18 protein-coding genes are annotated in these 19,452 nt (G+C 70.7%); 10 read left to right on the top strand and 8 right to left on the bottom strand.

Annotation, left to right across the window (positions count from 1 at the left end; genetic code table 11):
- Position 1: 1 nt before the first annotated feature.
- Positions 2 to 1,327 carry an MFS transporter gene (locus ACFYWX_RS28895; protein ID WP_389427043.1) on the bottom strand — a complete coding sequence of 442 codons (1,326 nt, stop codon included), beginning with the start codon at positions 1,325 to 1,327 and terminating at the stop codon, positions 2 to 4.
- A gap of 148 nt (positions 1,328 to 1,475) precedes the next feature.
- On the opposite strand from ACFYWX_RS28895, the gene ACFYWX_RS28890 reads away from it, so the two are divergent.
- The 3 genes from ACFYWX_RS28890 (at position 1,476) to ACFYWX_RS28880 (ending at position 3,830) form a co-directional block, all read left to right on the top strand.
- Positions 1,476 to 1,682, top strand: coding sequence for a hypothetical protein (locus ACFYWX_RS28890; protein ID WP_031089454.1), 207 nt, complete (start codon positions 1,476 to 1,478; stop codon positions 1,680 to 1,682).
- Positions 1,669 to 3,060, top strand: a complete 1,392-nt coding sequence (locus ACFYWX_RS28885; RefSeq protein ID WP_389427042.1) for an amidase — start codon at positions 1,669 to 1,671, stop codon at positions 3,058 to 3,060. The genes ACFYWX_RS28890 and ACFYWX_RS28885 overlap by 14 nt, the downstream gene beginning before the upstream one ends.
- Before the next feature lie 143 nt (positions 3,061 to 3,203).
- Positions 3,204 to 3,830 carry a TetR/AcrR family transcriptional regulator gene (locus ACFYWX_RS28880; protein WP_389427041.1) on the top strand — a complete coding sequence of 209 codons (627 nt, stop codon included), beginning with the start codon at positions 3,204 to 3,206 and terminating at the stop codon, positions 3,828 to 3,830.
- Between the two features lie 620 nt (positions 3,831 to 4,450).
- On the opposite strand, the gene ACFYWX_RS28875 is transcribed toward ACFYWX_RS28880, so the two are convergent.
- Positions 4,451 to 5,356, bottom strand: a complete 906-nt coding sequence (locus tag ACFYWX_RS28875) for a LysR substrate-binding domain-containing protein (protein WP_389427040.1) — start codon at positions 5,354 to 5,356, stop codon at positions 4,451 to 4,453.
- A 74-nt stretch (positions 5,357 to 5,430) separates the two neighbouring features.
- On the opposite strand from ACFYWX_RS28875, the gene ACFYWX_RS28870 reads away from it, so the two are divergent.
- From ACFYWX_RS28870 to ACFYWX_RS28850, 5 genes are read left to right on the top strand one after another with little or no spacing between them, the layout of a single operon-like run.
- Positions 5,431 to 6,096, top strand: a complete 666-nt coding sequence (locus ACFYWX_RS28870; RefSeq protein WP_389427039.1) for an RraA family protein — start codon at positions 5,431 to 5,433, stop codon at positions 6,094 to 6,096.
- Positions 6,093 to 6,758, top strand: coding sequence for an RraA family protein (locus tag ACFYWX_RS28865; protein ID WP_389427038.1), 666 nt, complete (start codon positions 6,093 to 6,095; stop codon positions 6,756 to 6,758). Before ACFYWX_RS28870 ends, ACFYWX_RS28865 begins: the two co-directional genes overlap by 4 nt.
- Positions 6,755 to 7,369 (top strand): RraA family protein, encoded by a 615-nt coding sequence (locus ACFYWX_RS28860; RefSeq protein WP_389427037.1) that lies wholly within the window; start codon positions 6,755 to 6,757, stop codon positions 7,367 to 7,369. The genes ACFYWX_RS28865 and ACFYWX_RS28860 overlap by 4 nt, the downstream gene beginning before the upstream one ends.
- An 8-nt stretch (positions 7,370 to 7,377) precedes the next feature.
- Positions 7,378 to 8,559 carry an aminotransferase class I/II-fold pyridoxal phosphate-dependent enzyme gene (locus tag ACFYWX_RS28855; protein WP_389427036.1) on the top strand — a complete coding sequence of 394 codons (1,182 nt, stop codon included), beginning with the start codon at positions 7,378 to 7,380 and terminating at the stop codon, positions 8,557 to 8,559.
- Positions 8,556 to 9,377, top strand: coding sequence for an alpha/beta fold hydrolase (locus ACFYWX_RS28850; protein WP_389427035.1), 822 nt, complete (start codon positions 8,556 to 8,558; stop codon positions 9,375 to 9,377). The genes ACFYWX_RS28855 and ACFYWX_RS28850 overlap by 4 nt, the downstream gene beginning before the upstream one ends.
- A 670-nt stretch (positions 9,378 to 10,047) precedes the next feature.
- On the opposite strand, the gene ACFYWX_RS28845 is transcribed toward ACFYWX_RS28850, so the two are convergent.
- The 3 genes from ACFYWX_RS28845 to ACFYWX_RS28835 form a co-directional block, all read right to left on the bottom strand.
- Positions 10,048 to 11,577 (bottom strand): helix-turn-helix domain-containing protein, encoded by a 1,530-nt coding sequence (locus ACFYWX_RS28845; protein WP_389427034.1) that lies wholly within the window; start codon positions 11,575 to 11,577, stop codon positions 10,048 to 10,050.
- A gap of 64 nt (positions 11,578 to 11,641) precedes the next feature.
- The gene (locus ACFYWX_RS28840; protein ID WP_389427033.1) at positions 11,642 to 11,839 is read right to left on the bottom strand and encodes a DUF4236 domain-containing protein; all 198 of its coding nucleotides are present in this window, start codon (positions 11,837 to 11,839) and stop codon (positions 11,642 to 11,644) included.
- A gap of 46 nt (positions 11,840 to 11,885) precedes the next feature.
- Positions 11,886 to 12,203: a hypothetical protein gene (locus tag ACFYWX_RS28835; protein WP_389427032.1), complete on the bottom strand. Its 318-nt coding sequence runs from the start codon at positions 12,201 to 12,203 to the stop codon at positions 11,886 to 11,888.
- 219 nt (positions 12,204 to 12,422) lie between these two features.
- Here ACFYWX_RS28835 and acnA point away from each other — a divergent pair, with 219 nt between their 5' ends.
- Entirely contained in the window at positions 12,423 to 15,140 is a 2,718-nt protein-coding gene (gene acnA, locus ACFYWX_RS28830; protein WP_389427031.1) for an aconitate hydratase AcnA, read from the top strand.
- 84 nt (positions 15,141 to 15,224) lie between these two features.
- On the opposite strand, the gene ACFYWX_RS28825 is transcribed toward acnA, so the two are convergent.
- Both ACFYWX_RS28825 and ACFYWX_RS28820 read right to left on the bottom strand, forming a co-directional pair.
- On the bottom strand, positions 15,225 to 16,265 hold the full coding sequence (locus tag ACFYWX_RS28825; protein ID WP_389427030.1) for a hypothetical protein: 1,041 nt from the start codon (positions 16,263 to 16,265) through the stop codon (positions 15,225 to 15,227).
- A gap of 21 nt (positions 16,266 to 16,286) precedes the next feature.
- Positions 16,287 to 16,544: a hypothetical protein gene (locus ACFYWX_RS28820; RefSeq protein WP_389427029.1), complete on the bottom strand. Its 258-nt coding sequence runs from the start codon at positions 16,542 to 16,544 to the stop codon at positions 16,287 to 16,289.
- 503 nt (positions 16,545 to 17,047) lie between these two features.
- On the opposite strand from ACFYWX_RS28820, the gene ACFYWX_RS28815 reads away from it, so the two are divergent.
- Positions 17,048 to 18,559 (top strand): ATP-binding protein, encoded by a 1,512-nt coding sequence (locus tag ACFYWX_RS28815; RefSeq protein WP_389427028.1) that lies wholly within the window; start codon positions 17,048 to 17,050, stop codon positions 18,557 to 18,559.
- Positions 18,560 to 18,587: 28 nt separating this feature from the next.
- On the opposite strand, the gene ACFYWX_RS28810 is transcribed toward ACFYWX_RS28815, so the two are convergent.
- Entirely contained in the window at positions 18,588 to 19,280 is a 693-nt protein-coding gene (locus ACFYWX_RS28810) for an SMI1/KNR4 family protein (protein ID WP_389427027.1), read from the bottom strand.
- Positions 19,281 to 19,452 lie beyond the last annotated feature (172 nt).

Genomic DNA, 19,452 nt, shown 5'->3' with positions numbered 1-19,452 from the left:
TTTACCTGTTATGGGGCGCGAGGACGGAGATGTCTGGAGCGGGTGTGTCGGGTGAGGCGGATGTGTAGTTGCTCGTTGCCGGGCGGGAGTGGGCGTCCGCGGACGGTGTCCGGCGCCGACTGCGCAGCGGCGCGGTCAGCGTCGCGACTGCGACGGTCCCCAGTACGGCCACGCAGCCGGCATAGGCCAGTGCTGCCGCACACAGTCCGAAGCAGGCGGTGAGGGCGCCGGCGCCGATGGCGGGCAGACTCATCGCCAGGTAGCTGAGTACGTAATAGGAGGCGAGCGTGCCGCCCTTCTCCCGGGCCGGGACCGAGTCGACGACCGCGCGCAGCGCACCCTGGGAGACGGCTCCGAAGCCGAACCCGGCCAGCGCCGCCCCAGCGAAGATAAGTACGGGGCCGGCGAGATAAAGGGCACCCAGGGTCAGGACGGCCGCCGGAATCACCGCGCAGCTCCCAAGAAGAGCGGAGACGTCGGCACGCATCCTGCGCGTGAAGTACACCGTCGGGGCGGCGACGGCCGTCAGCGTGAAGAAGACCATGCCGCCGGCGTACTCGGGTCCGTCGGGGGAAATGAGCCGTGTGAAGCCCGGTCCCAGGGACGAGTAGAAGCCGCCGAGTGCCCAGACGGCGACCACGCCGGCGCCGTTGAGCAGGAGAGCGTGGGCGGCCGCCGACGGCAGCGCCGGGTGGGGCCGCGTCGAGCGCAGTGCTCCGGGACGGCGGCGGACGGTCTCGGACGTCGAGACAAGGGCGATGGCCTGCGCGGCGAACACGGCGATCAGGGCCGCGTACACCGTGATCGTCGGAACGGGGGCGAAGCGCACCATGAGGGTGGCTGCCAGGACGCCGGCCGCCATGCCCGTCACCGGCGCGATGCTGTTGGCCAGAGCGGGGCGACCCGGCCGGGCGGGGTCTTCCAGGTCGAGGAGAGCCGCACCTGCTGCGCTGGTCGCCGCGCCAGTCGCGATGCCCTGCAGCACGCGGGCGCCGATCAGGGTGGTCAGGCCGCCGACCGTCGCGAACAGTGCCATGGAGGCGACCTGGACCGTGAGCGCGCCCAGGAGCACGGGGCGGCGTCCGACATGGTCGGAAAGGGTTCCGGTCGTCAGCAGTGCGATCAGGAGCGCCAGAGCGTAGGTGCTGAAGACCACGGTGATGTCGAGGGCCGACAACTGCCACTGAGCCTGGTAGTGGGGGTACAGCGGGGTCGGCACGCTGGATGCAGCGAGCAGCGCGACCAGGATCGAGGTGTGCAATGCGAACGGCAGGCGTCCGGATGGGGAGGTGCGGGGAGGCGCGAGGCCCGCGGGGACGCTCTGCATGAGGGTCCTTCCCGTACTAAAAGCGATTGGTTTGCTTTAAGGCACCGTAGGTCCTACGATCGACTAAAGCAAATGATTCGCTTTTACGGTGGTCGGAGGTCCTGTACCAGCCCCGGCCCGTCGCGCCGCACAGATTCGGAAGGAAGCCATGACCAGCGAACTCACCCCCCAAGAGGCAGCCCGAGGGGCGCTGCGGGCGGGGCTCCCCCTCGGGGACGGCCGACATGAAGAAGTGGCCATGACGGCCAACTACATCCACTCCGTGATCAGCACGTTGCGTGAGCTCGATTTCGGCGAGACCCCTCCCGCGTCCTCCTACCGAGCCGGACAGGGGAACGCCGATGCAACCGTTTGAGCTGTCGCTGATCGAAGCCTCCCGTGCGGTGCGCGCACGGGAGCTGTCCCCCGTCGAACTCACCGAATCGGTGCTCGCCCGAATTGCCGCCGTCGAAGGACGGCTGGGCGCCTACGTCACCGTCGCCGCCGACGCGGCCCTGGCCGCAGCGGTCCGCGCCGAACGGGAGATCTCCGGAAGCGGACCGCGCGGGCCGCTGCACGGGATCCCCATGGCGCTCAAGGATCTGATCGACGCAGAGGGGATACCCACCACGGCGAGCTCGCACGTCCGGACAGGGCACGTGGCGGAACGCGACAGCCGGGTGGCCGAACGGCTCGGCGCTGCCGGGGCCGTCCTCCTGGGCAAGACGCACACGCACGAGTTCGCCTACGGCCTGACCACTCCGCAGACGAACAACGTCTGGGACCACAGCCGGGTTGCGGGTGGGTCGAGCGGCGGCTCGGCGGTAGCTGTCGCCGCCGGCGGGGCGACGTTTGCCATGGGCACGGACACGGGCGGTTCCATCCGGGTCCCCGCGGCCCTGAACGGCGTGGTGGGCCTCAAGCCGACCTACGGCCTGGTCCCACGCACAGGCGTGACCTCGCTGTCCTGGTCCCTGGACCATGTAGGCCCTCTCACCCGCACCGTCCAGGACGTCGCGCTGGTGCTGTCGGCGACCGCCGGCCACGACCCGCGCGACCCGGCGAGCGTGTCCGGCCCCATGCCAGACCGCTTCCCGGGAGGTGACCTGCGAGGACTGAAGGTCGGCGTACCGCGGAACCACTACTTCGACCGAGTCACGCCCGACGTCGAGGAGTCCGTACGCGGCGCGATCGAGCGGCTGGCGGAGCTGGGGGCGGAGCTCGTCGACATCGAGATCCCGATGGCGCGTTACATCCAGGCCGTTCAGTGGGGGCTGATGGTTCCCGAGGCCACCGCGTACCACGAGCGGTCGCTGCGGGCCACCCCCGACCTGTACGCGGCGGACGTTCGCATCCTGCTGGAGGCCGGCGAACTCACCTCTGCGGGCGACTACCTCCGCGCCCAGCGGGCCCGCACCATGATGCGAGACGCCTGGGCTCGCATGTTCGACGGAATCGACGTCCTCGCCGCGCCGACGGTGCCGATGACCGCCGCCGAGGCTGGGCAGGAAGCCGTCGAGTGGGCCGATGGCACGACCGAGGCCGTGTCGGACAGCTACGTCCGCCTTTGTGCCCCCGCCAACATCACCGGCGTCCCGGCCCTCACCCTGCCGGTCGGTCACGACCGCGCCGGACTGCCGATCGGTATGCAGCTGATGGCGCGCCCCTTCCGCGACGCGACGGTGCTCCGTGTGGGCCGGGTCTACGAGGAGTCGGTGGCCGGCGCGGGGCGGCTTGCTCCCCTCGCTGTCTGAGGGAAGGCGGGACGATCCAGCCGGCATGCGGTTGCGTCGCCGCAGGGGGGTCCGCCGTGCTCGGGCGCTTGGATACGTAGCCCTGTGGGTCGCCGACGCCGGCCACCGCCTAGAAGCAACAAATTCGCATTAAGGTGGATCGCATGAGTCCCAAGCCCATGGTCCGCCCCGGCGGGCGCAGCGCACGCGTACAGGAGTCCGTCCATGCGGCGGTACGTGAACTCGTAGGGGAGGTGGGCCGCGACGCGCTCACGGTCCCGATGGTGGCCACTCGGGCGGGCGTGACCCCCTCCACGATCTACCGTCGTTGGGGCGACCTGCAGGAACTCCTGTCCGACGTGGCCGTCGAACGACTGCGCCCGGAAACGAATCCGGCCGATCTCGGAAGCCTGCGGGCCGATCTCGACGCGTGGGCGGAACAGTTCCTCGACGAGATGGCCTCGCCGCCCGGGCGTGCCTACATCCGGGACGCCCTGCTCGGCGACCCCGACGGCACCAATGCCGGTCAGTGTTCGGCGTATGCCGCAGATCAGATCGACGCCGTGTTGGCCCGTGCGGTCCAGCGGGGGGAGCCGGTGCCCGAGACGGAACTGCTGATCGACCGTGTCGTGGCGCCGATCATGTACCGCATCCTCTTCCGCCCTGGCCGACTGGACGCCGCATACGCGCGCGAGCTCGTGACGAACGCCGTGTACGCCCTGCAGATCGAGGCCGGCGCTCGCCCCACCCAGGCCGCCGCCCCGTGGCGCTCGAAGAAACCCGACAGCTGACCACTTCGCTCATCGGGCGGTCTGGCCACTGGGCCGTGGAGGCCAAGCGGCTGGCTGTACGGGCAGGGGTCCTGAAATCCCCAGCAATGACCGACCCCAGGACGTAGCCCTAAGGCGTGACGCCCGTTTGACGCTCCGTGCGCACGAAGGGCCCTTCAGCGGAGCTGAAAACGCCCCTGACCTGGTGTTATACGAGATTCATCCTGCCGGGACATCTTTCCGATGACGCATCACGTGGAGTGTGTGGCGATCCTGGAGCCTGCGGCAAAGGGCCTCTGACCTGCGTCTTCTCTGGCGTGCCCGGCCCTTGACGGTACGTACCGACCCGTTTCCGGGTGCGCATGACCTGGAGCCTGTCAGGTGACTGACGAATGCCTTCGACCTGCGGTTCCGCGCATGGGCATGTTGGATGAGGGATCCGCGGCCTGATCTTCCCGGGGACGGTGAGAAGTCATTTCGACGCTCATCTGACGCTGATCCTGACGGGGTGTCAGCGCATTGACTCGTTGTTCACGCCCGCTGGAATCCTTGTCCTCGACTCGATTCTCGGAGGGCGGAGTCCGGTGCTGAGGTTGACGTCAGAGCTGTCGGGAGGGGTGCTCCCGAGGGTCCGTCCGCAGTCAGTTGTGCGGTGGCGGTGCCTGTGCTGTGGTCAGTTGTGTCGCCAGGGCGGTGAGGCGTTCGGCCAACGCGCCGGGGTGGGATCTCGTCATGGCGGTGAGTTCGATGGTCGCCGTCGCGTGGCGGAGTGGTCTGAACCGGACGGCGGGGTGTGACGCGGACGCGGTGGCGGGCACGACGGTGACGCCGAGGCCGCATTCGACCATGGCGATCTGTGAGGTCACCGACCGTGCCCAGTGGTTGGGGACGGGGCTGAAGCCGGCTGCTCGGCACAGGGCCGCCATGGCGTCGTGGTAGTCGGGTGAGATATGGCGGTGCAGCCACACCCACGGAGCGCCCGCCAGGTCCGCCAGGTCCAGGGAGCCGGAGGCTTCGGCGGCTGGATGGGAGACCGGCAGGGCGGCGACGAACCGGTCGGCGTAGAGCGAGGTCGCCGTAGTGCCGCGTACGGGGGCGGTCTGGCGCACGATCGCCCAGTCCAGCGAGCGGTCGAGGAGCCCTGCCGCGGCCTCGTGGGTGTCGATCTCCTGAGTGCGGATCTCGACGTCCGGCAGGGCCTCGTGGAACCGCTCCAGTACGAGCGGCAAAGGCCAGGAGAAGGCCGAGGCGACGGCGCCCAGGCGCAGCCGTCCGCCGCGCCCGGTGGCGGCCTGCCGGGCGGCGGTTTCGGCTTCCTCGGCCTGCCGGATCAGGGTGCGGCAGTGGTCCAGGAACACGGCTCCGGCGGGGCTGAGGGCGGCCGACCGCTGGGTACGGTGCAGCAGTTGACAGCCGAGCTGCTGTTCAAGCTGCTTGATCGCCTGGGACAGCGGTGGCTGGGACATCTGCAACCGCTGCGCCGCGCGGCCGAAGTGGAGTTCTTCGGCGACCGCGACGAAATAGCGGGCCTGCCGGACCTCGACCATGATTCGCACAGCCTCTTACTGATAGAGGAAATCAGACCTTCCAAATATAGCTGGTGGCTGTTGAAGTGGAAGCCATGAGCAACTCACCTCTCCTGGACCGCTTCGCGGCGCTCGACTCCGCCGCGGTCAGCGACGCGCTCGACCAGCTCGGGCTTCCTCCCGGAGTCGGTGGCATCCGTCCGGTGTGGGGCCCCGCGGCAGTGGTGGGATTCGCCGTCACCGTGGGGCTCGAACCGCGCGCCGAAGGCCCGGCCGGAGCCCACATCGCCACCACGGCCGTCGAGAGCGCGGACGACCGGAGCGTGATCGTCGTCGACAACCAGGGCCGCACCGACGTGTCGTGCTGGGGCGGCATCCTGAGCCTGGGGGCTTCCCTTCGTGGTGTGCGCGGCGTCGTCGCCGACGGTGTGTGCCGCGACGTGGCGGAGGCCCGTGAGCTGGACTTCCCGGTGTTCTCGCGGGGGGCGGTCCCGGCCACGGCGCGTGGCAGGCTGCAGCAGCGCTCCACCGGTGAGCCGGTCGGCGTCGCCGGGCTCACGGTCGAGCCGGGCGACGTCGTCCTCGCCGACGAGACCGGTCTCGTCGTCGTCCCGCGGGACCGGGCCGAGGAAGTGGCCGAGATCGCCACCGCGACCGTCGCCCGGGAGCGCGCCATCGCGGACGAGGTGCGCGCGGGCGCGCCCCTCTCCCAGGCCATGCACGACGCCCGCCTCGCCGGAGAGAAGGAGTCGGTCCGATGAGCGACCCCACCGTCACCTCGAACCTCGTCACCGACCTGTCCACCGCGTCGGTCTCCGACGCCCTCGACTCACTCGGGCTCCCCGGATCCCTCCACGGCATCGGCGCGCTGCGCCGGGGCCAGCGGACGGTCGGACCGGTCTTCACCGTCACCTACGAACCGGTCGACGAGGCCGGCGGCACGGTGGGCGACTTCCTGGACGACGTTCCCGCCGGCGCGGTGATCCTGATCGACAACGCCGGACGCACCGACTGCACGGTGTGGGGCGGCATCATGAGCCGGACCGCCCACGCGCGCGGCATCGCGGGCACCGTCATCCACGGCACCTGCCGAGACGTCGCCATCGCGACCGACGCCGGCCACCCGATCTGGTCGGTCTCCCGGTTCATGCGCACCGGCAAGGACCGCGTCCGGGTGGCCGCGGTGCAGACGGCCGTCACCGTCGACGGCGTCCTCATCCATCCCGGCGACATCCTCGTGGCCGACGACGACGGCGCCGTGGCCGTCCCGGTCGCCCGCTGGGACGAGGTCGCGGACATCGCACGCCGTATCGACCGCGTGGAAGAGGCCATCATCGAGGCCGTCCGCGACGGCGCCACACTCGCCGAGGCGCGTGCGCGGCACGGCTACCACTCGCTCCAGACCCGGAAGGACCCCTCGTGAGCACGCACGACCTCGCCCGCGGCCACTCCAGTGCGACCCTGTCCGAGGCGTCCGGACTGCTCGTGGCCCTGTCCCCGGAGATCCGGTCGCTGTGGGCCGGTGCCCGGCTGTGCGGCCCGGCGTTCACCGTGCAGGGCGCCGGCGGCGACAACCTCGCCCTGCACCACGCCGTACTGCAGGCCCCGTCCGGGTCGGTCCTGGTAGCCGACCTCGGCGGCGCCCGCTTCGGCCACTGGGGTGAGATCCTCACGGTGGCCGCCCAGCACCGCGGGATCGCGGGCCTGCTCATCGACGGCGGCGTCCGCGACGCGGCGGAGACAGAGGCGCTCGGCTTCCCGGTCTTCTCCCGCAACAACTCCATCCTCGGCACCCGCAAGGACTTCCGCGGCGTTCTCGGGCGACCCGTCAAGGTCGGTGGCGTCACGGTCCACACCGGCGACCTCGTCGTCGGCGACGTCGACGGAGTCGTGGCGCTCTTGGCGTCCGACACCGAGCGGATCCTCGACCGCGCCGACGCGCGCGTGGCCCACGAGAACGAGCTGATGAAGCAGCTTCGGGAAGGCCGCAGCACCCTTGACCTGTACAACAGCTTCGAAACTGCCGGGCGGTGACGACGCCGATGACGGACAACCCGATCTTCGCTGTGGCCGCCCAGGCGGAAGCGCTACGGGCTCAGGGCGCGGACGTCATCACGCTCGCCGCCGGTGAGCCCCAGGCGGCCAGCAGCGCCGCGGTGGTGGAGGCCGCCGTGGCCGCGGTCCGCGACCCCGCCACCCACCACTACGGGACGGCCCAGGGCGACCCCGCCCTGCGGGCGCTCGTCGCCACCACCGTCGCCGGTGACACCGGGCTCCCCTGGAGCGCGGACGATGTGCAGATCGCCCTCGGAGCGAAGCACGCCCTCTTCCTCGCCACCCAGGCCCTGATCGACGCCGGTGACGAGGTCCTGGTCGCCGCGCCCGGCTGGCCCGGGCACGCCGAAGTCGTCACCGCCGCCGGCGGTGTCGCCGTCCCGGTCGCCACCGACGAGGCGTTCCGGCTCTCGGCCGAGGCACTCGACAGCTGCCGTGGCCCGCGCACCCGGGCGGTGATTCTTTCCAGCCCGGGCAACCCCACCGGCGCCGTCCACCCCGAGGCCCGGCTGTGGGAGATCGCCGACTGGGCGCAGCAGCACGGCATCTGGGTCATCAGTGACGACATCTACCGGGCGTTCGACTACACGGGGGCCTACCAGTCGATCCTGCGGGTGGCTCCGCGGCTGCGTGGCCGTACCGTCGTCGTCGGCGGAGTGTCCAAGGAACACGCCATGACCGGCTGGCGCGTCGGCTGGCTCGCGGCGCCGCCGGAGGTCATCGCCTCGGCGCGACGGCACGTGTCCCGCACCATCACCCACGTCCCGACGGTCAACCAGCGGGCCGCCCTCGCCGCCCTGGGCGACGCCGGTACCCCTGTCGAGGCCGCCCGCGACTACCGGCGCCGACGCGCGCTGCTGGTGGAGGCGCTGAACGGGATCGACGGCATCGACTGCCCGCTGCCCGACGGCGGCATGTTCGCTTTCCCCGACGCCAGCGGACTGCTCCGCGACCGCGGCTGGACCAGCAGCGCCGACCTCGCCGCGTGGCTCCTCGACACGGTCCATCTCGCGGTCGTACCCGGCGAGGCGTTCAACGCGCCTGGACGCATCCGCGTGTGCTTCGCTGTCGACGACGACACGCTGGTCACCGCGATCGAGCGAGTGCGGACCGCCTTCGGATTCACGGTGCATGAGACGGCCGCGCAACAGCTGGAGGAGGTCCGATGAGCCCGGTGAGGAAGCTCGAACGCTTCACGCTCCCCCTTACCGTCGGCGCGACCCGCGTCGAGGTGTCCGGCCTTCACCGTGGTGGGACCGGCACGCCCCTGGTCTTCCTGCACGGCTTCGGCTCGACGAAGGAGGACTACGCGGATGTCGTCCAGCAGACCGCGCTGGCCGACCGGCCCGTCCTGGCCTACGACGCGCCCGGCTGCGGCGCCAGCACCTGCGCGGACCTCGGCGCCGTCTCCATCCCCTTCCTCGTCTCCGTCGCCGAACGGGTCCTGGGGGCTCGGCAGATCGACCGGTTCCACGTCGTCGGGCACTCGATGGGCGGCCTGACCGCACTCGTGCTCGCCGACGGCGACCCCGGCAGGGTCGCGAGCTTCACCAACATCGAGGGCAACGTCGCACCCGAGGACTGCTTCCTCAGCCGGCAGATCGTCACCCACGCCGCCGACGACCCGGACGAGTTCCTGGCCCGGTTCGCCGAACGCGTCGGCGGCTCCCGCTTCTACGGTGGCGCCCTGTATGCGTCGAGCCTTCCCCACAAGGTCCGGGCCGCAGCGGTCAGGGCCGTCTTCGAATCCATGGTCCACCTCTCCGACCACGGCAAGCTGCTCGACCGGTTCCTCGGGCTTCCCGCGCCGAAGATGTTCATGTACGGGGAGCAGAACAACACCCTGTCCTATCTCCCCGTCCTGGCCGAAGGCGGCGTCGAGCTCGCCGAGATCGAGCACTGCGCCCATTTCCCGATGTACTCCAACCCGCCGCAGATGTGGGCCCGTATCGCGGACCTCGTCTCACGCGCGGACGCCGGCGCCTGACGGCTCGGGCCTCGGGACGACGTCGGCTGTGCGGGCGGCGACGTCCAGCCGCCACAGACCCCCCCTGCACGAACCGCGACGTCACCGTCGACGGGGTCGTCGTGTCGGGCCGGAGCCCTGAGGAAAAGGGGTCCGGCCCGACAGCCTCCGCCTCGTGAACGGCCCGGAAGTCCGGGCTCGGGCACCGGTCAGAGAGTGGCCTGCCATCGGGTTTCAGGGTGGGCCATGGCGACGACGGACGGCCGGAGATGGCACTCATGACTGGCTCGGCCGCGCTTCGGCGCCGGACTGCTCGTATCGCTCCAGGGCCCGTACGCAGACGCGTCGATCCGCGCCCGTGCGGACACGGGGGCGGCGGCGCCTTCGGCGCTGGGGCGTTCGCGGTCCGGTCATGTGCAGTTCCGCAGGGAAGGGGGGGGGGGGGGGGGGGGGGGGGGGGGGGGGGGGGGGGGGGGGCCGGCCCCCCCCCCCCCCCCCGGCCCCGCCCCCCGCCCCCGCCCCCGCCCCGCCCCCCCCCCCCCCCCCCCCCCCCCCCCCCCCCCCCCCCCCCCCCCCCACCGCCCTGAACGGTCTCACCGCGACGAATAGTCCCAGAGGCGCCGCCACCTCCCCTCCCGCATCGCATTTATGCAGGTCAGCAGGGGTGTGACGGCGCCTTTTCTGAGGACCCTCAGATGTCCCGGAAGATCTCGATCTGCGCCCCGATCGTGTTGAGGCGTTCCGCGAGGTCCTCGTAGCCGCGGTTGATGACGTAGACGTTGCGCAGGACGGACGTGCCCTCGGCGGCCATCATCGCGAGGAGGACGACGACGGCGGGGCGCAGGGCGGGCGGGCACATCATCTCGGCGGCGCGCCAGCGGGTGGGGCCCTCGACGAGGACGCGGTGAGGGTCGAGGAGTTGCAGGCGTCCGCCGAGGCGGTTGAGGTCGGTCAGGTAGATCGCGCGGTTGTCGTAGACCCAGTCGTGGATGAGGGTCTTGCCCTGCGCGGAGGCGGCGATCGCCGCGAAGAAGGGGACGTTGTCGATGTTCAGGCCGGGGAACGGCATGGGGTGGATCTTGTCGATCGGCGCCTCCAGCTTGGAGGGGCGCACGGTGAGGTCCACCAGTCGGGTGCGGCCGTTGTCGGCGAAGTACTCGGGCGTGCGGTCGTGGTCGAGCCCCATCTCCTCGAGGACGGCGAGCTCGATCTCCAGGAACTCGATCGGCACCCGACGTACCGTCAGCTCCGACTCGGTGACGACGGCCGCGGCCAGCAGGCTCATCGCCTCGACCGGGTCCTCGGAGGGGGAGTAGTCCACGTCGGCGTCGATGTCCGGCACGCCGTGCACGGTGAGGGTGGTGGTGCCGATGCCCTCGACCCGGACGCCGAGCGCCTCCAGGAAGAAGCACAGGTCCTGGACCATGTAGTTGGAGGAGGCGTTGCGGATGATCGTGACGCCGTCGTGCCGGGCGGCGGCGAGCAGCGCGTTCTCGGTCACGGTGTCGCCGCGCTCGGTCAGCACGATCGGGCGGTCCGGGCGCACGGAACGGTTCACCGTGGCGTGGTACTGGCCCTCGGTGGCGGCCACCTCCAGGCCGAACCGGCGCAGTGCGATCATGTGCGGCTCGATGGTGCGGGTGCCGAGGTCACAGCCGCCGGCGTAGGGCAGCTTGAAGCGGTCCACGCGGTGCAGCAGCGGGCCGAGGAACATGATGATGGACCGCGTGCGCACGGCCGCCTCGGCGTCGATGGCCGCCATGTCCAGCTCGGCCGGCGGCACGATCTCCAGGTCGACGCCGTCGTTGATCCAGCGGGCGCGTACGCCGATCGAGCCGAGGACCTCCAGCAGGCGGTAGACCTCCTCGATGCGGGCGACCCTGCGCAGCACCGTGCGCCCCTTGTTGAGCAGCGAGGCGCACAGCAGGGCCACGCAGGCGTTCTTGCTCGTCTTGACGTCGATGGCACCGGAGAGGCGGCGGCCGCCGACCACCCGCAGATGCATCGGACCGGCGTAGCCCAGAGAGACGATCTCGCTGTCCAGAGCCTCACCGATGCGAGCGATCATCTCAAGGCTGATGTTCTGGTTGCCGCGCTCGATGCGGTTGACTGCGCTCTGACTGGTTCCGAGCGCCTCCGCCAACTGGGACTGTGTCCAGCCACGATGCTGGCGGGCGTCACGGATGAGCTTGCCGATGCGTACGAGGTAGTCGTCTGCCATGGGGTTGAGGTTATCTCAGATATGAGATGGCGCCTCTTGGGGGGTCCATTCGGGTGACGGGACGTCAATGACCCCTGGTGGTCCGCGTACGGCGCCACCCGAAAGGTCCGGGCAAATCCATCGATGTCGTACGACGTCCCGTGCTGCTGCGGGTGTGGCGCGGTCCGTTCTTTCCGCCGGTGGTGATGGACCAGGAGCGCTTGTTGATGTTCAGGCGCACCCCGGGGAGGATGCGGAAGCTCTTGCGGAACGTGAGGGGCATCGTGCCTCCTTTCGAAGAGCTCGGCGTACGTGCCCTCCCTGGTCGGCTACCCCCACTTCACGAACTGATGGGCGTACAGCACGACTTCCTCGAAAGTGACCGTCGTCACGACCTCGGTCGCGTACGGCGGCACGACGGGTCCGACGGAGTAGCGGTGCCGCGTCACGTCACCACCGTCGCGCAACTCCAGGACCCCCGCCTCCGGACACCCCCAGTGGAACTCCCCGGTGTCGTCGCCGGCCGCGTTGGCCACCGTCCCGCTGCCGCTTCCGTCCGCGCGGAGCTCGATCCCGGACGTCTCCATCACGCCGATGTCGAAGGGGGTGCTGCTCCAGTGGCCGATCAGTGCGGGGTCGAGATTCATGGGGAGATCTTCCGGCATCGGGCACGGTTCGGCGAGGCCCGGGCATGACCAGTCCGCCCCCATGTACTAGAGTTATCTCGACATCGAGATATCTGCCGAGGCGCACCGCAGCCGCCAGAACGGTAAGGGTTACCTAACTTAGCCTTACCTTAGCGGATCGGCCAAGCCTGCGTGGCGGCAGGATGCGGTGGTACGCGCACATCAATGAAGGAGACCGTCGTGTCGGCGAACAGCTTCGACGCCCGTAGCACGCTGCAGGTGGGCGACGAGTCGTACGAGATCTTCCGCCTGGACAAGGTGGAGGGCTCGGCCCGACTCCCTTACAGCCTCAAGGTCCTGCTGGAGAACCTGCTCCGCACGGAGGACGGCGCGAACATCACCGCCGACCACATCCGCGCCCTCGGCAGCTGGGACTCGCAGGCCCAGCCCAGCCAGGAGATCCAGTTCACGCCGGCCCGTGTGATCATGCAGGACTTCACCGGCGTTCCCTGTGTCGTCGACCTCGCCACCATGCGCGAGGCCGTCAAGGAGCTCGGCGGCGACCCCGCGAAGATCAACCCGCTGGCCCCGGCCGAGCTGGTCATCGACCACTCCGTCATCGCCGACAAGTTCGGCACGAACGACGCCTTCGCGCAGAACGTCGAGCTGGAGTACGGCCGCAACAAGGAGCGCTACCAGTTCCTGCGCTGGGGCCAGACCGCCTTCGACGAGTTCAAGGTCGTACCCCCCGGCACCGGCATCGTCCACCAGGTGAACATCGAGCACCTGGCGCGTACGGTCATGGTCCGCAATGGGCAGGCCTACCCCGACACCCTCGTCGGCACCGACTCGCACACCACCATGGTCAACGGCCTCGGTGTGCTGGGCTGGGGCGTCGGCGGCATCGAGGCCGAGGCCGCGATGCTCGGCCAGCCGGTCTCCATGCTCATCCCGCGCGTCGTCGGCTTCAAGCTGACCGGTGAGCTGAAGCCGGGCACCACCGCCACCGACCTCGTGCTGACCATCACCGAGATGCTCCGCAAGCACGGCGTCGTCGGCAAGTTCGTCGAGTTCTACGGCGAGGGCGTCGCCGCCACCTCCCTCGCCAACCGCGCCACCATCGGCAACATGTCGCCGGAGTTCGGCTCCACCGCCGCGATCTTCCCGATCGATGCGGAAACGATCAACTACCTCAAGCTGACCGGCCGCTCCGAGCAGCAGCTCGCGCTCGTCGAGGCGTACGCCAAGCAGCAGGGCCTCTGGCTGGACCCGACGGCGGAGCCGGACTTCTCCGAGAAGCTCGAGCTCGACCTGTCCACGGTCGTCCCCTCCATCGCCGGCCCGAAGCGCCCGCAGGACCGCATCGTCCTCGCGAACGCCGCCGAGCAGTTCAAGCAGGACGTCCGCGCCTACGTCAGCGACGAGTACGAGGCGAGCAAGGAGTCCTTCCCGAGCTCCGACGCGCCCTCGTCGATCCCGAACGGCGCCCCGTCCAACCCGGTCACCGTGACCGCCCCCGACGGCTCGACGTACGAGATCGACCACGGTGCGGTGACGGTCGCGGCCATCACCTCCTGCACCAACACCTCGAACCCGTACGTCATGGTCGCCGCCGCGCTCGTCGCGAAGAAGGCCGTGGAGAAGGGCCTGACCCGCAAGCCGTGGGTCAAGACCACCCTCGCCCCGGGCTCGAAGGTCGTCACCGACTACTTCGACAAGGCGGGCCTGACCCCGTACCTCGACAAGGTCGGCTTCAACCTCGTCGGCTACGGCTGCACCACCTGCATCGGCAACTCCGGCCCGCTGCCGGAGGAGGTCTCCCAGGCCGTCAACGACCACGACCTCGCGGTCACCTCGGTCCTCTCCGGCAACCGGAACTTCGAGGGCCGTATCAACCCCGACGTCAAGATGAACTACCTGGCGTCCCCGCCGCTGGTCGTCGCGTACGCCCTCGCCGGCTCCATGAAGGTGGACATCACCAAGGACGCCCTGGGTGTCGACCAGGACGGCAAGCCGGTCTTCCTGGCCGACATCTGGCCCTCCGAGGCCGAGGTCAACGACGTCGTGGCGAACGCCATCGGCGAGGACATGTTCAACAAGTCCTACGCCGACGTCTTCGCGGGCGACGCCCAGTGGCAGGCGCTGCCGATCCCGACCGGCAACACCTTCGAGTGGGACGCGGAGTCGACGTACGTCCGCAAGCCCCCGTACTTCGAGGGCATGGCCCACGAGCCGTCCCCGGTCAGCGACATCACCGGTGCCCGCGTGCTCGCCAAGCTGGGCGACTCGGTCACCACCGACCACATCTCCCCGGCCGGTGCCATCAAGGCCGACACCCCGGCGGGCAAGTACCTCACCGAGCACGGTGTGGAGCGTCGTGACTTCAACTCCTACGGCTCCCGCCGTGGCAACCACGAGGTCATGATCCGCGGTACGTTCGCCAACATCCGCCTGCGCAACCAGATCGCGTCGGGCACGGAAGGCGGCTACACCCGCGACTTCACCCAGGACGGCGGTCCGGTGTCGTTCATCTACGACGCCTCCCGCAACTACATCGAGCAGGGCATCCCGCTGGCCATCCTGGCCGGCAAGGAGTACGGCTCCGGCTCGTCCCGCGACTGGGCCGCCAAGGGCACCGCGCTCCTCGGCGTCAAGGCCGTCATCGCCGAGTCGTACGAGCGCATCCACCGCTCCAACCTCATCGGCATGGGCGTCCTGCCGCTCCAGTTCCCGGAGGGCCAGTCCGCCGCGACCCTCGGCCTGACCGGCGAGGAGACCTTCTCCTTCACCGGCGTCGAGGAACTGAACAACGGCACCACCCCGCGCACGGTGAAGGTCACCACCGACACGGGCGTCGAGTTCGACGCGGTCGTCCGCATCGACACCCCCGGCGAGGCGGACTACTACCGCAACGGCGGCATCATGCAGTACGTGCTGCGCAGCCTGCTCCGCAAGTAAGCGGTAGGGCAGGGCAGTCGAGGGCCGCATCCCGGTGACGGGGGTGCGGCCCTTCGCCGTGAGCGGCCCGGTGGCCCGGCGCGTTCACTGAGGGCGGGTGGCCTCGTCCGGCGGGCGGGCGCGGTACGGGTCCAGCGCGGAGGCGCGTTCGTGGTAGGGAAGCCGGGACAGTCGGCAGACCATGGTCCACATGGTGCGCTCGTCCTCCAGAGCCGGAGGCAGGCTGTAACCGAGCGACTCGGCCAGCGGCTTGCGGCCCAGGTTGACCAGAGCCCGGACGGCCGCCGCCCATTCGTCGGTGGCCGTCACCGCCGACCAGTACCACACCGGCATCAGGGCGACCAGGACGGCGGCCGAGGCCACCTGAAGACCCGGTTGCGGACGGGGAGCCAGGAGCCCGACGAGGGCCGAAAGAGCGACGACACCGTGTCCGTAGAACAGGGCGACGAAGAAGTCGACCCGGGTCCGGGCGAGTTCCACCTGGCGTCCGACCGCATCCGGTGCGGCACCCGTCAACTCGTGCCACATCACCTGCGTGTCGAGCCGGAACCGGTCGTATCCGTACTCCTCGAACCTCCGGATCGCGTTGCCCAGCCGGGTCGGGGCGATCTGCTCGTCGCTCACGGGATACCGGGCCAGCCTCTCCTGCAGCATGGCCCGCTGCGCCGCCGTGCGCCCCCGGTCCGGGTGGGCGAGCCGTGCCGTGCGCGGATCCTCGCGCAGACGCGCCAGCTCGGCCGCGGCTTCCGGACGCAGGCGGCCCTCCTGTTCCCGTCGCTCCAGACGCAGCAGGGCCGCGCGATCGCGCAGATCGTGCTTGGCCCGCAGTCGCCGCCCGCGTCCGAGGGCGGCGAGCCGGGCCGGCCACAGCACGTAGCCCTCCAGAAGCCGGTACAGGGTGTTCTGCAGGGCGTGGAGCACCAGACCGGCGAGGACGGAGCCCACGAGCAGTACCAACGACATGCTCGGCCGTGTCCCCGGCCAGATCCGTTCGATCGGGCCGAGGCTCTCCCGACCCTGGGCGACCACCAACAGGAACACGGAGAGGTTGAGCGCGGTCGGGACGATCCACCCGACCAGCAAGGCCCAGGCCCCGCCGAGGACCCCCTTGGCGATATCACCCACAGTGAGACACCGGCCTTCCCGTCAGGCTCCCACTCCATTGCTGTCGCCTTCGGGACCGTCGTCCCAGTCGTCGTCGTCCAGCGGAGGGCCGGGAGGCGTGCTGCTGGACGGCGGATCGTCAGGCGGGGCCGCTTCGGCAGTCCAGCCGCTGGTCGGAGGGCCCCACTGCTCCCCCCGCCGTCTTTCCCGGCGATGACGGATGTACGCCCCGGCTGCCGAGGCCAGCGCCACGACCCCACCGGCACTGCCGATGGCCAGCAAGGCATCGTTCAGAGCCACGGCTCCCCCTCACCGCAGTCGCACCAGCATGCTGCGGGAGGCTATCAGCGCGGCGGACGAACCGGCAGCGCCAATATCGGCTTCAACCCGTTAAGTTGACCGATCCCGCAGGTCGGGCGGCCGAACGCACGGCTGCGGCTCAGGTTGAACACAGGATTCCCCCAGCCCGCCGGGACAGTATCGAGACATGACCGCCACCTCCGCGTCCCGAACCGGCGGCGTCCGCGTGCCGATCGTCGACGACGAGCCCGTGCTCACCGACCCCCCGTCAGGTGCTGCGCAAGGCCCGGACGCGCCGGAGGACCCGCACAAGCCGGGCGCCGGTGAACCACACCGCGCGTGGCCGGAGGAACGTCACCCGGCCTGTGGAGGACGGGAGATGACCTTGAACCACACCGCGTGTGGCCGGAGGAACGTCACCCGGCCTGTGGAGGACGGGAGATGACCTTGAACCACACCGCGTGTGGCTGGAGGAACGTCACCCGGCCCGTGGAGGACGGGAGATGACCCCTCGCCCGCGCGGCCGCACCCTGCGCACCCGCCTCCTCGTCCTCATCGGCGCCGCCCTCGTCGCCGTGTGCGCGGCGATGGCGCTCATCACCGTGTTCGTTCAGCGCGCCCATCTTCTCGGCGACCTCGACGGCCGGGTCACCGAGGCCGCCCGACGCGGCCTGGGCGAGGCCGCGCTGCACCCCGGCGACGAGACGGCCCTCGGCTTCCTCGACGGCAACGGGCACCCGGCCGGTCTGCTCGCCGCACGCCTCGACGGCCACGGCGCCGTCCTGGCCGCGGCCCTCGTCCGCCAGGACGCGCCGCCGCGCGACCTGACCACCGCCCAGCGTGCGGCGCTCGACGGCACCGGGACCGACGGCGCGCCGCACACCCGGACGGTGCCCGGCCTGGGTACCTACCGGGTCACCGCGCTCGACGACGACGGCGTGCGCGTCCTGGCCGGGCTGCCGATGGGCGACGTGCAGGACATGGTCAGGGGGCTGGTGGTCGTCGAGGCGGCCGTCGCGGGAGTCGGGCTGGCCGTCGCGGGCTGTGTGTGCGCCGTGGTCGTACGACGACAACTGCGCCCCCTCGGCCGGGTCGTCGCCACCGCCGTCGAGGTCTCGCGCGCGCCGCTGTCCGGCGCCGCCGGCGGGCTGACCCGCGTGCCCGAACGCGACACCGACCCCGGCACCGAGGCCGGTCAGGTCGGAGCTGCCCTCAACCGCATGATCGACCACATGGAGTCCTCGCTCGCCGAACGGCAGCGCGGCGAGGAGCGGGTGCGCCGCAGCGAGGAGCGCATGCGCCGCTTCCTCGCCGACGCCAGCCACGAACTGCGCACCCCGCTCGCCTCCATCGCCGGATACGCCGAACTCATGAACCGCGGCCCCGGCCTGATCGAACCCGTCCTCGCCTGGCGCCGGGTCTCCGCGGAGTCGGCACGCATGACGGTCCTGGTCGAGGGCCTCCTGCTGCTCGCCCGGCTCGACGAGGGGCGGGCCTTGGCGGCGGCTGAGGTGGACCTCGCGGCGCTGGTCGCCGAGGCGGTGTGGGACGCGCGGGTCGCGGGCGGCGACCACGACTGGCGCCTCGAACTGCCCCTCGACACGCCCCCGCTGGTCGTCGGCGACGAGGCACGGCTGCACCAGGTGGTGGCCAACCTGCTGGCCAACGCGCGGACGCACACACCGCCGGGCACGACGGTGATCGTCGGCGTGGAGTCCGGGGGAGGCCTGTGCGTCATCCGCGTCCGGGACGACGGCCCGGGTATCCCGCCCGACCTCCTCCCCACGGTCTTCGAACGCTTCACCCGCGCCGACACCTCCCGCGCCCGCTCTCACGACACCCCGGACGGCTCCGGCCTGGGCCTCGCCATCGCCGCGGCGATCACGGCGGCGCACGGCGGCCGCATCGACGTACGAAGCGAGCCGGGCCGCACGGAGTTCACGGTCGAGCTGCCGACGATGGGGGAGGAGGCCCCGGACACCCTGACGTGGAGCCCCAGGGTCTCCCTGCGGTAAGCCGCGGGACTGAACCCCCCTCAGCCGCTCAGCCGTTCAGCCAGTCCGCCGGTATCGCCTCCCGCACCGCGTCCAGCGCCTCCTCGGTGCGGGCCCGCACGTCGAGGAAGCCGCCCTCCACCTCACGCACCAGGACGTCCGGACCGCTGAACCAGCGCAACTCCGGCCCGATGTCGGGCAGGCGGCGCAATATCCCCACCAGGTCGAGCTCGCCCTCCGCCACCTCGCCGTGATCGGTGAGCCCGTCGTCCCGCAGCACCGTCTCCGACATGACCATCGAGACGCAGGCGGCCGACAGACTGGGCTCCCACGGCTCCCAGCGCTCCTGCGACTTGTCCGCGAGGTCGGGGCGTATCAGTGTGCCGGGGTCCGCGCGCTCCAGGTCCTCCAGCGCGACGCCCCAGAAGGCGCACCCCTGGTTCTCCACCCGGTACACCAGCGCACCGTCGGACACGTACAGCTCGTCCGGGCCGAGCAGGGTGTCGTGGTTGCTCGTCAGGTCGGTACGGCGGCCGAACAGCACGTACGCCTCCCGCAGCGCGGCCGGCAGAGCGACCCCCAGCCGCCGCTCGGCCCCGGCCACGGCCTCCGCGCTCCAGCCGTCCCCCGGTTCCAGCGGCCGCGTCCAGTGCGCGGCGAAGGCACGCAGGAAATCCCAGGCCTCGGCCCGTCCCCGCAACGCCCTGGCCAGCCCGTCGTGCATGTCGAACACCACCGTCATGCCCGCACCCTACGACCCGCCACCGACAACGACTCAAGCCCCTTCGACCACGCCCTTGTGCGCCGGCCGTTTACAACTGCGGCGCTCAGCGCTACCTTCCGCAGAAGGTGAGGTGGGAGCGCTCCCACAACGGTGGACCGGAACCCGCCGGGGAACCGCCCCCACCTCCCCG

It is taken from the genome of Streptomyces sp. NPDC002888, assembly GCF_042888465.1.
GTDB lineage: Bacteria > Actinomycetota > Actinomycetes > Streptomycetales > Streptomycetaceae > Streptomyces.
This window is presented reverse-complemented; position numbering and strand designations above follow the sequence as displayed.

What these genes read in the sequence shown, in the direction of transcription:
- ACFYWX_RS28880 (WP_389427041.1), top strand. Translation starts at nt 3,204, where the DNA reads ATGAGTCCCAAGCCCATGGTCCGCCCCGGCGGGCGCAGCGCACGCGTA.
- ACFYWX_RS28855 (WP_389427036.1), top strand. Translation starts at nt 7,378, where the DNA reads ATGACGGACAACCCGATCTTCGCTGTGGCCGCCCAGGCGGAAGCGCTA.
- ACFYWX_RS28895 (WP_389427043.1), bottom strand. Translation starts at nt 1,327, where the DNA reads ATGCAGAGCGTCCCCGCGGGCCTCGCGCCTCCCCGCACCTCCCCATCC.
- ACFYWX_RS28835 (WP_389427032.1), bottom strand. Translation starts at nt 12,203, where the DNA reads ATGAATCTCGACCCCGCACTGATCGGCCACTGGAGCAGCACCCCCTTC.
- ACFYWX_RS28885 (WP_389427042.1), top strand. Translation starts at nt 1,669, where the DNA reads ATGCAACCGTTTGAGCTGTCGCTGATCGAAGCCTCCCGTGCGGTGCGC.
- ACFYWX_RS28845 (WP_389427034.1), bottom strand. Translation starts at nt 11,577, where the DNA reads ATGGCAGACGACTACCTCGTACGCATCGGCAAGCTCATCCGTGACGCC.
- ACFYWX_RS28875 (WP_389427040.1), bottom strand. Translation starts at nt 5,356, where the DNA reads ATGGTCGAGGTCCGGCAGGCCCGCTATTTCGTCGCGGTCGCCGAAGAA.
- ACFYWX_RS28850 (WP_389427035.1), top strand. Translation starts at nt 8,556, where the DNA reads ATGAGCCCGGTGAGGAAGCTCGAACGCTTCACGCTCCCCCTTACCGTC.
- ACFYWX_RS28840 (WP_389427033.1), bottom strand. Translation starts at nt 11,839, where the DNA reads ATGCCCCTCACGTTCCGCAAGAGCTTCCGCATCCTCCCCGGGGTGCGC.
- ACFYWX_RS28870 (WP_389427039.1), top strand. Translation starts at nt 5,431, where the DNA reads ATGAGCAACTCACCTCTCCTGGACCGCTTCGCGGCGCTCGACTCCGCC.
- ACFYWX_RS28890 (WP_031089454.1), top strand. Translation starts at nt 1,476, where the DNA reads ATGACCAGCGAACTCACCCCCCAAGAGGCAGCCCGAGGGGCGCTGCGG.
- ACFYWX_RS28865 (WP_389427038.1), top strand. Translation starts at nt 6,093, where the DNA reads ATGAGCGACCCCACCGTCACCTCGAACCTCGTCACCGACCTGTCCACC.
- ACFYWX_RS28810 (WP_389427027.1), bottom strand. Translation starts at nt 19,280, where the DNA reads ATGACGGTGGTGTTCGACATGCACGACGGGCTGGCCAGGGCGTTGCGG.
- ACFYWX_RS28815 (WP_389427028.1), top strand. Translation starts at nt 17,048, where the DNA reads ATGACCCCTCGCCCGCGCGGCCGCACCCTGCGCACCCGCCTCCTCGTC.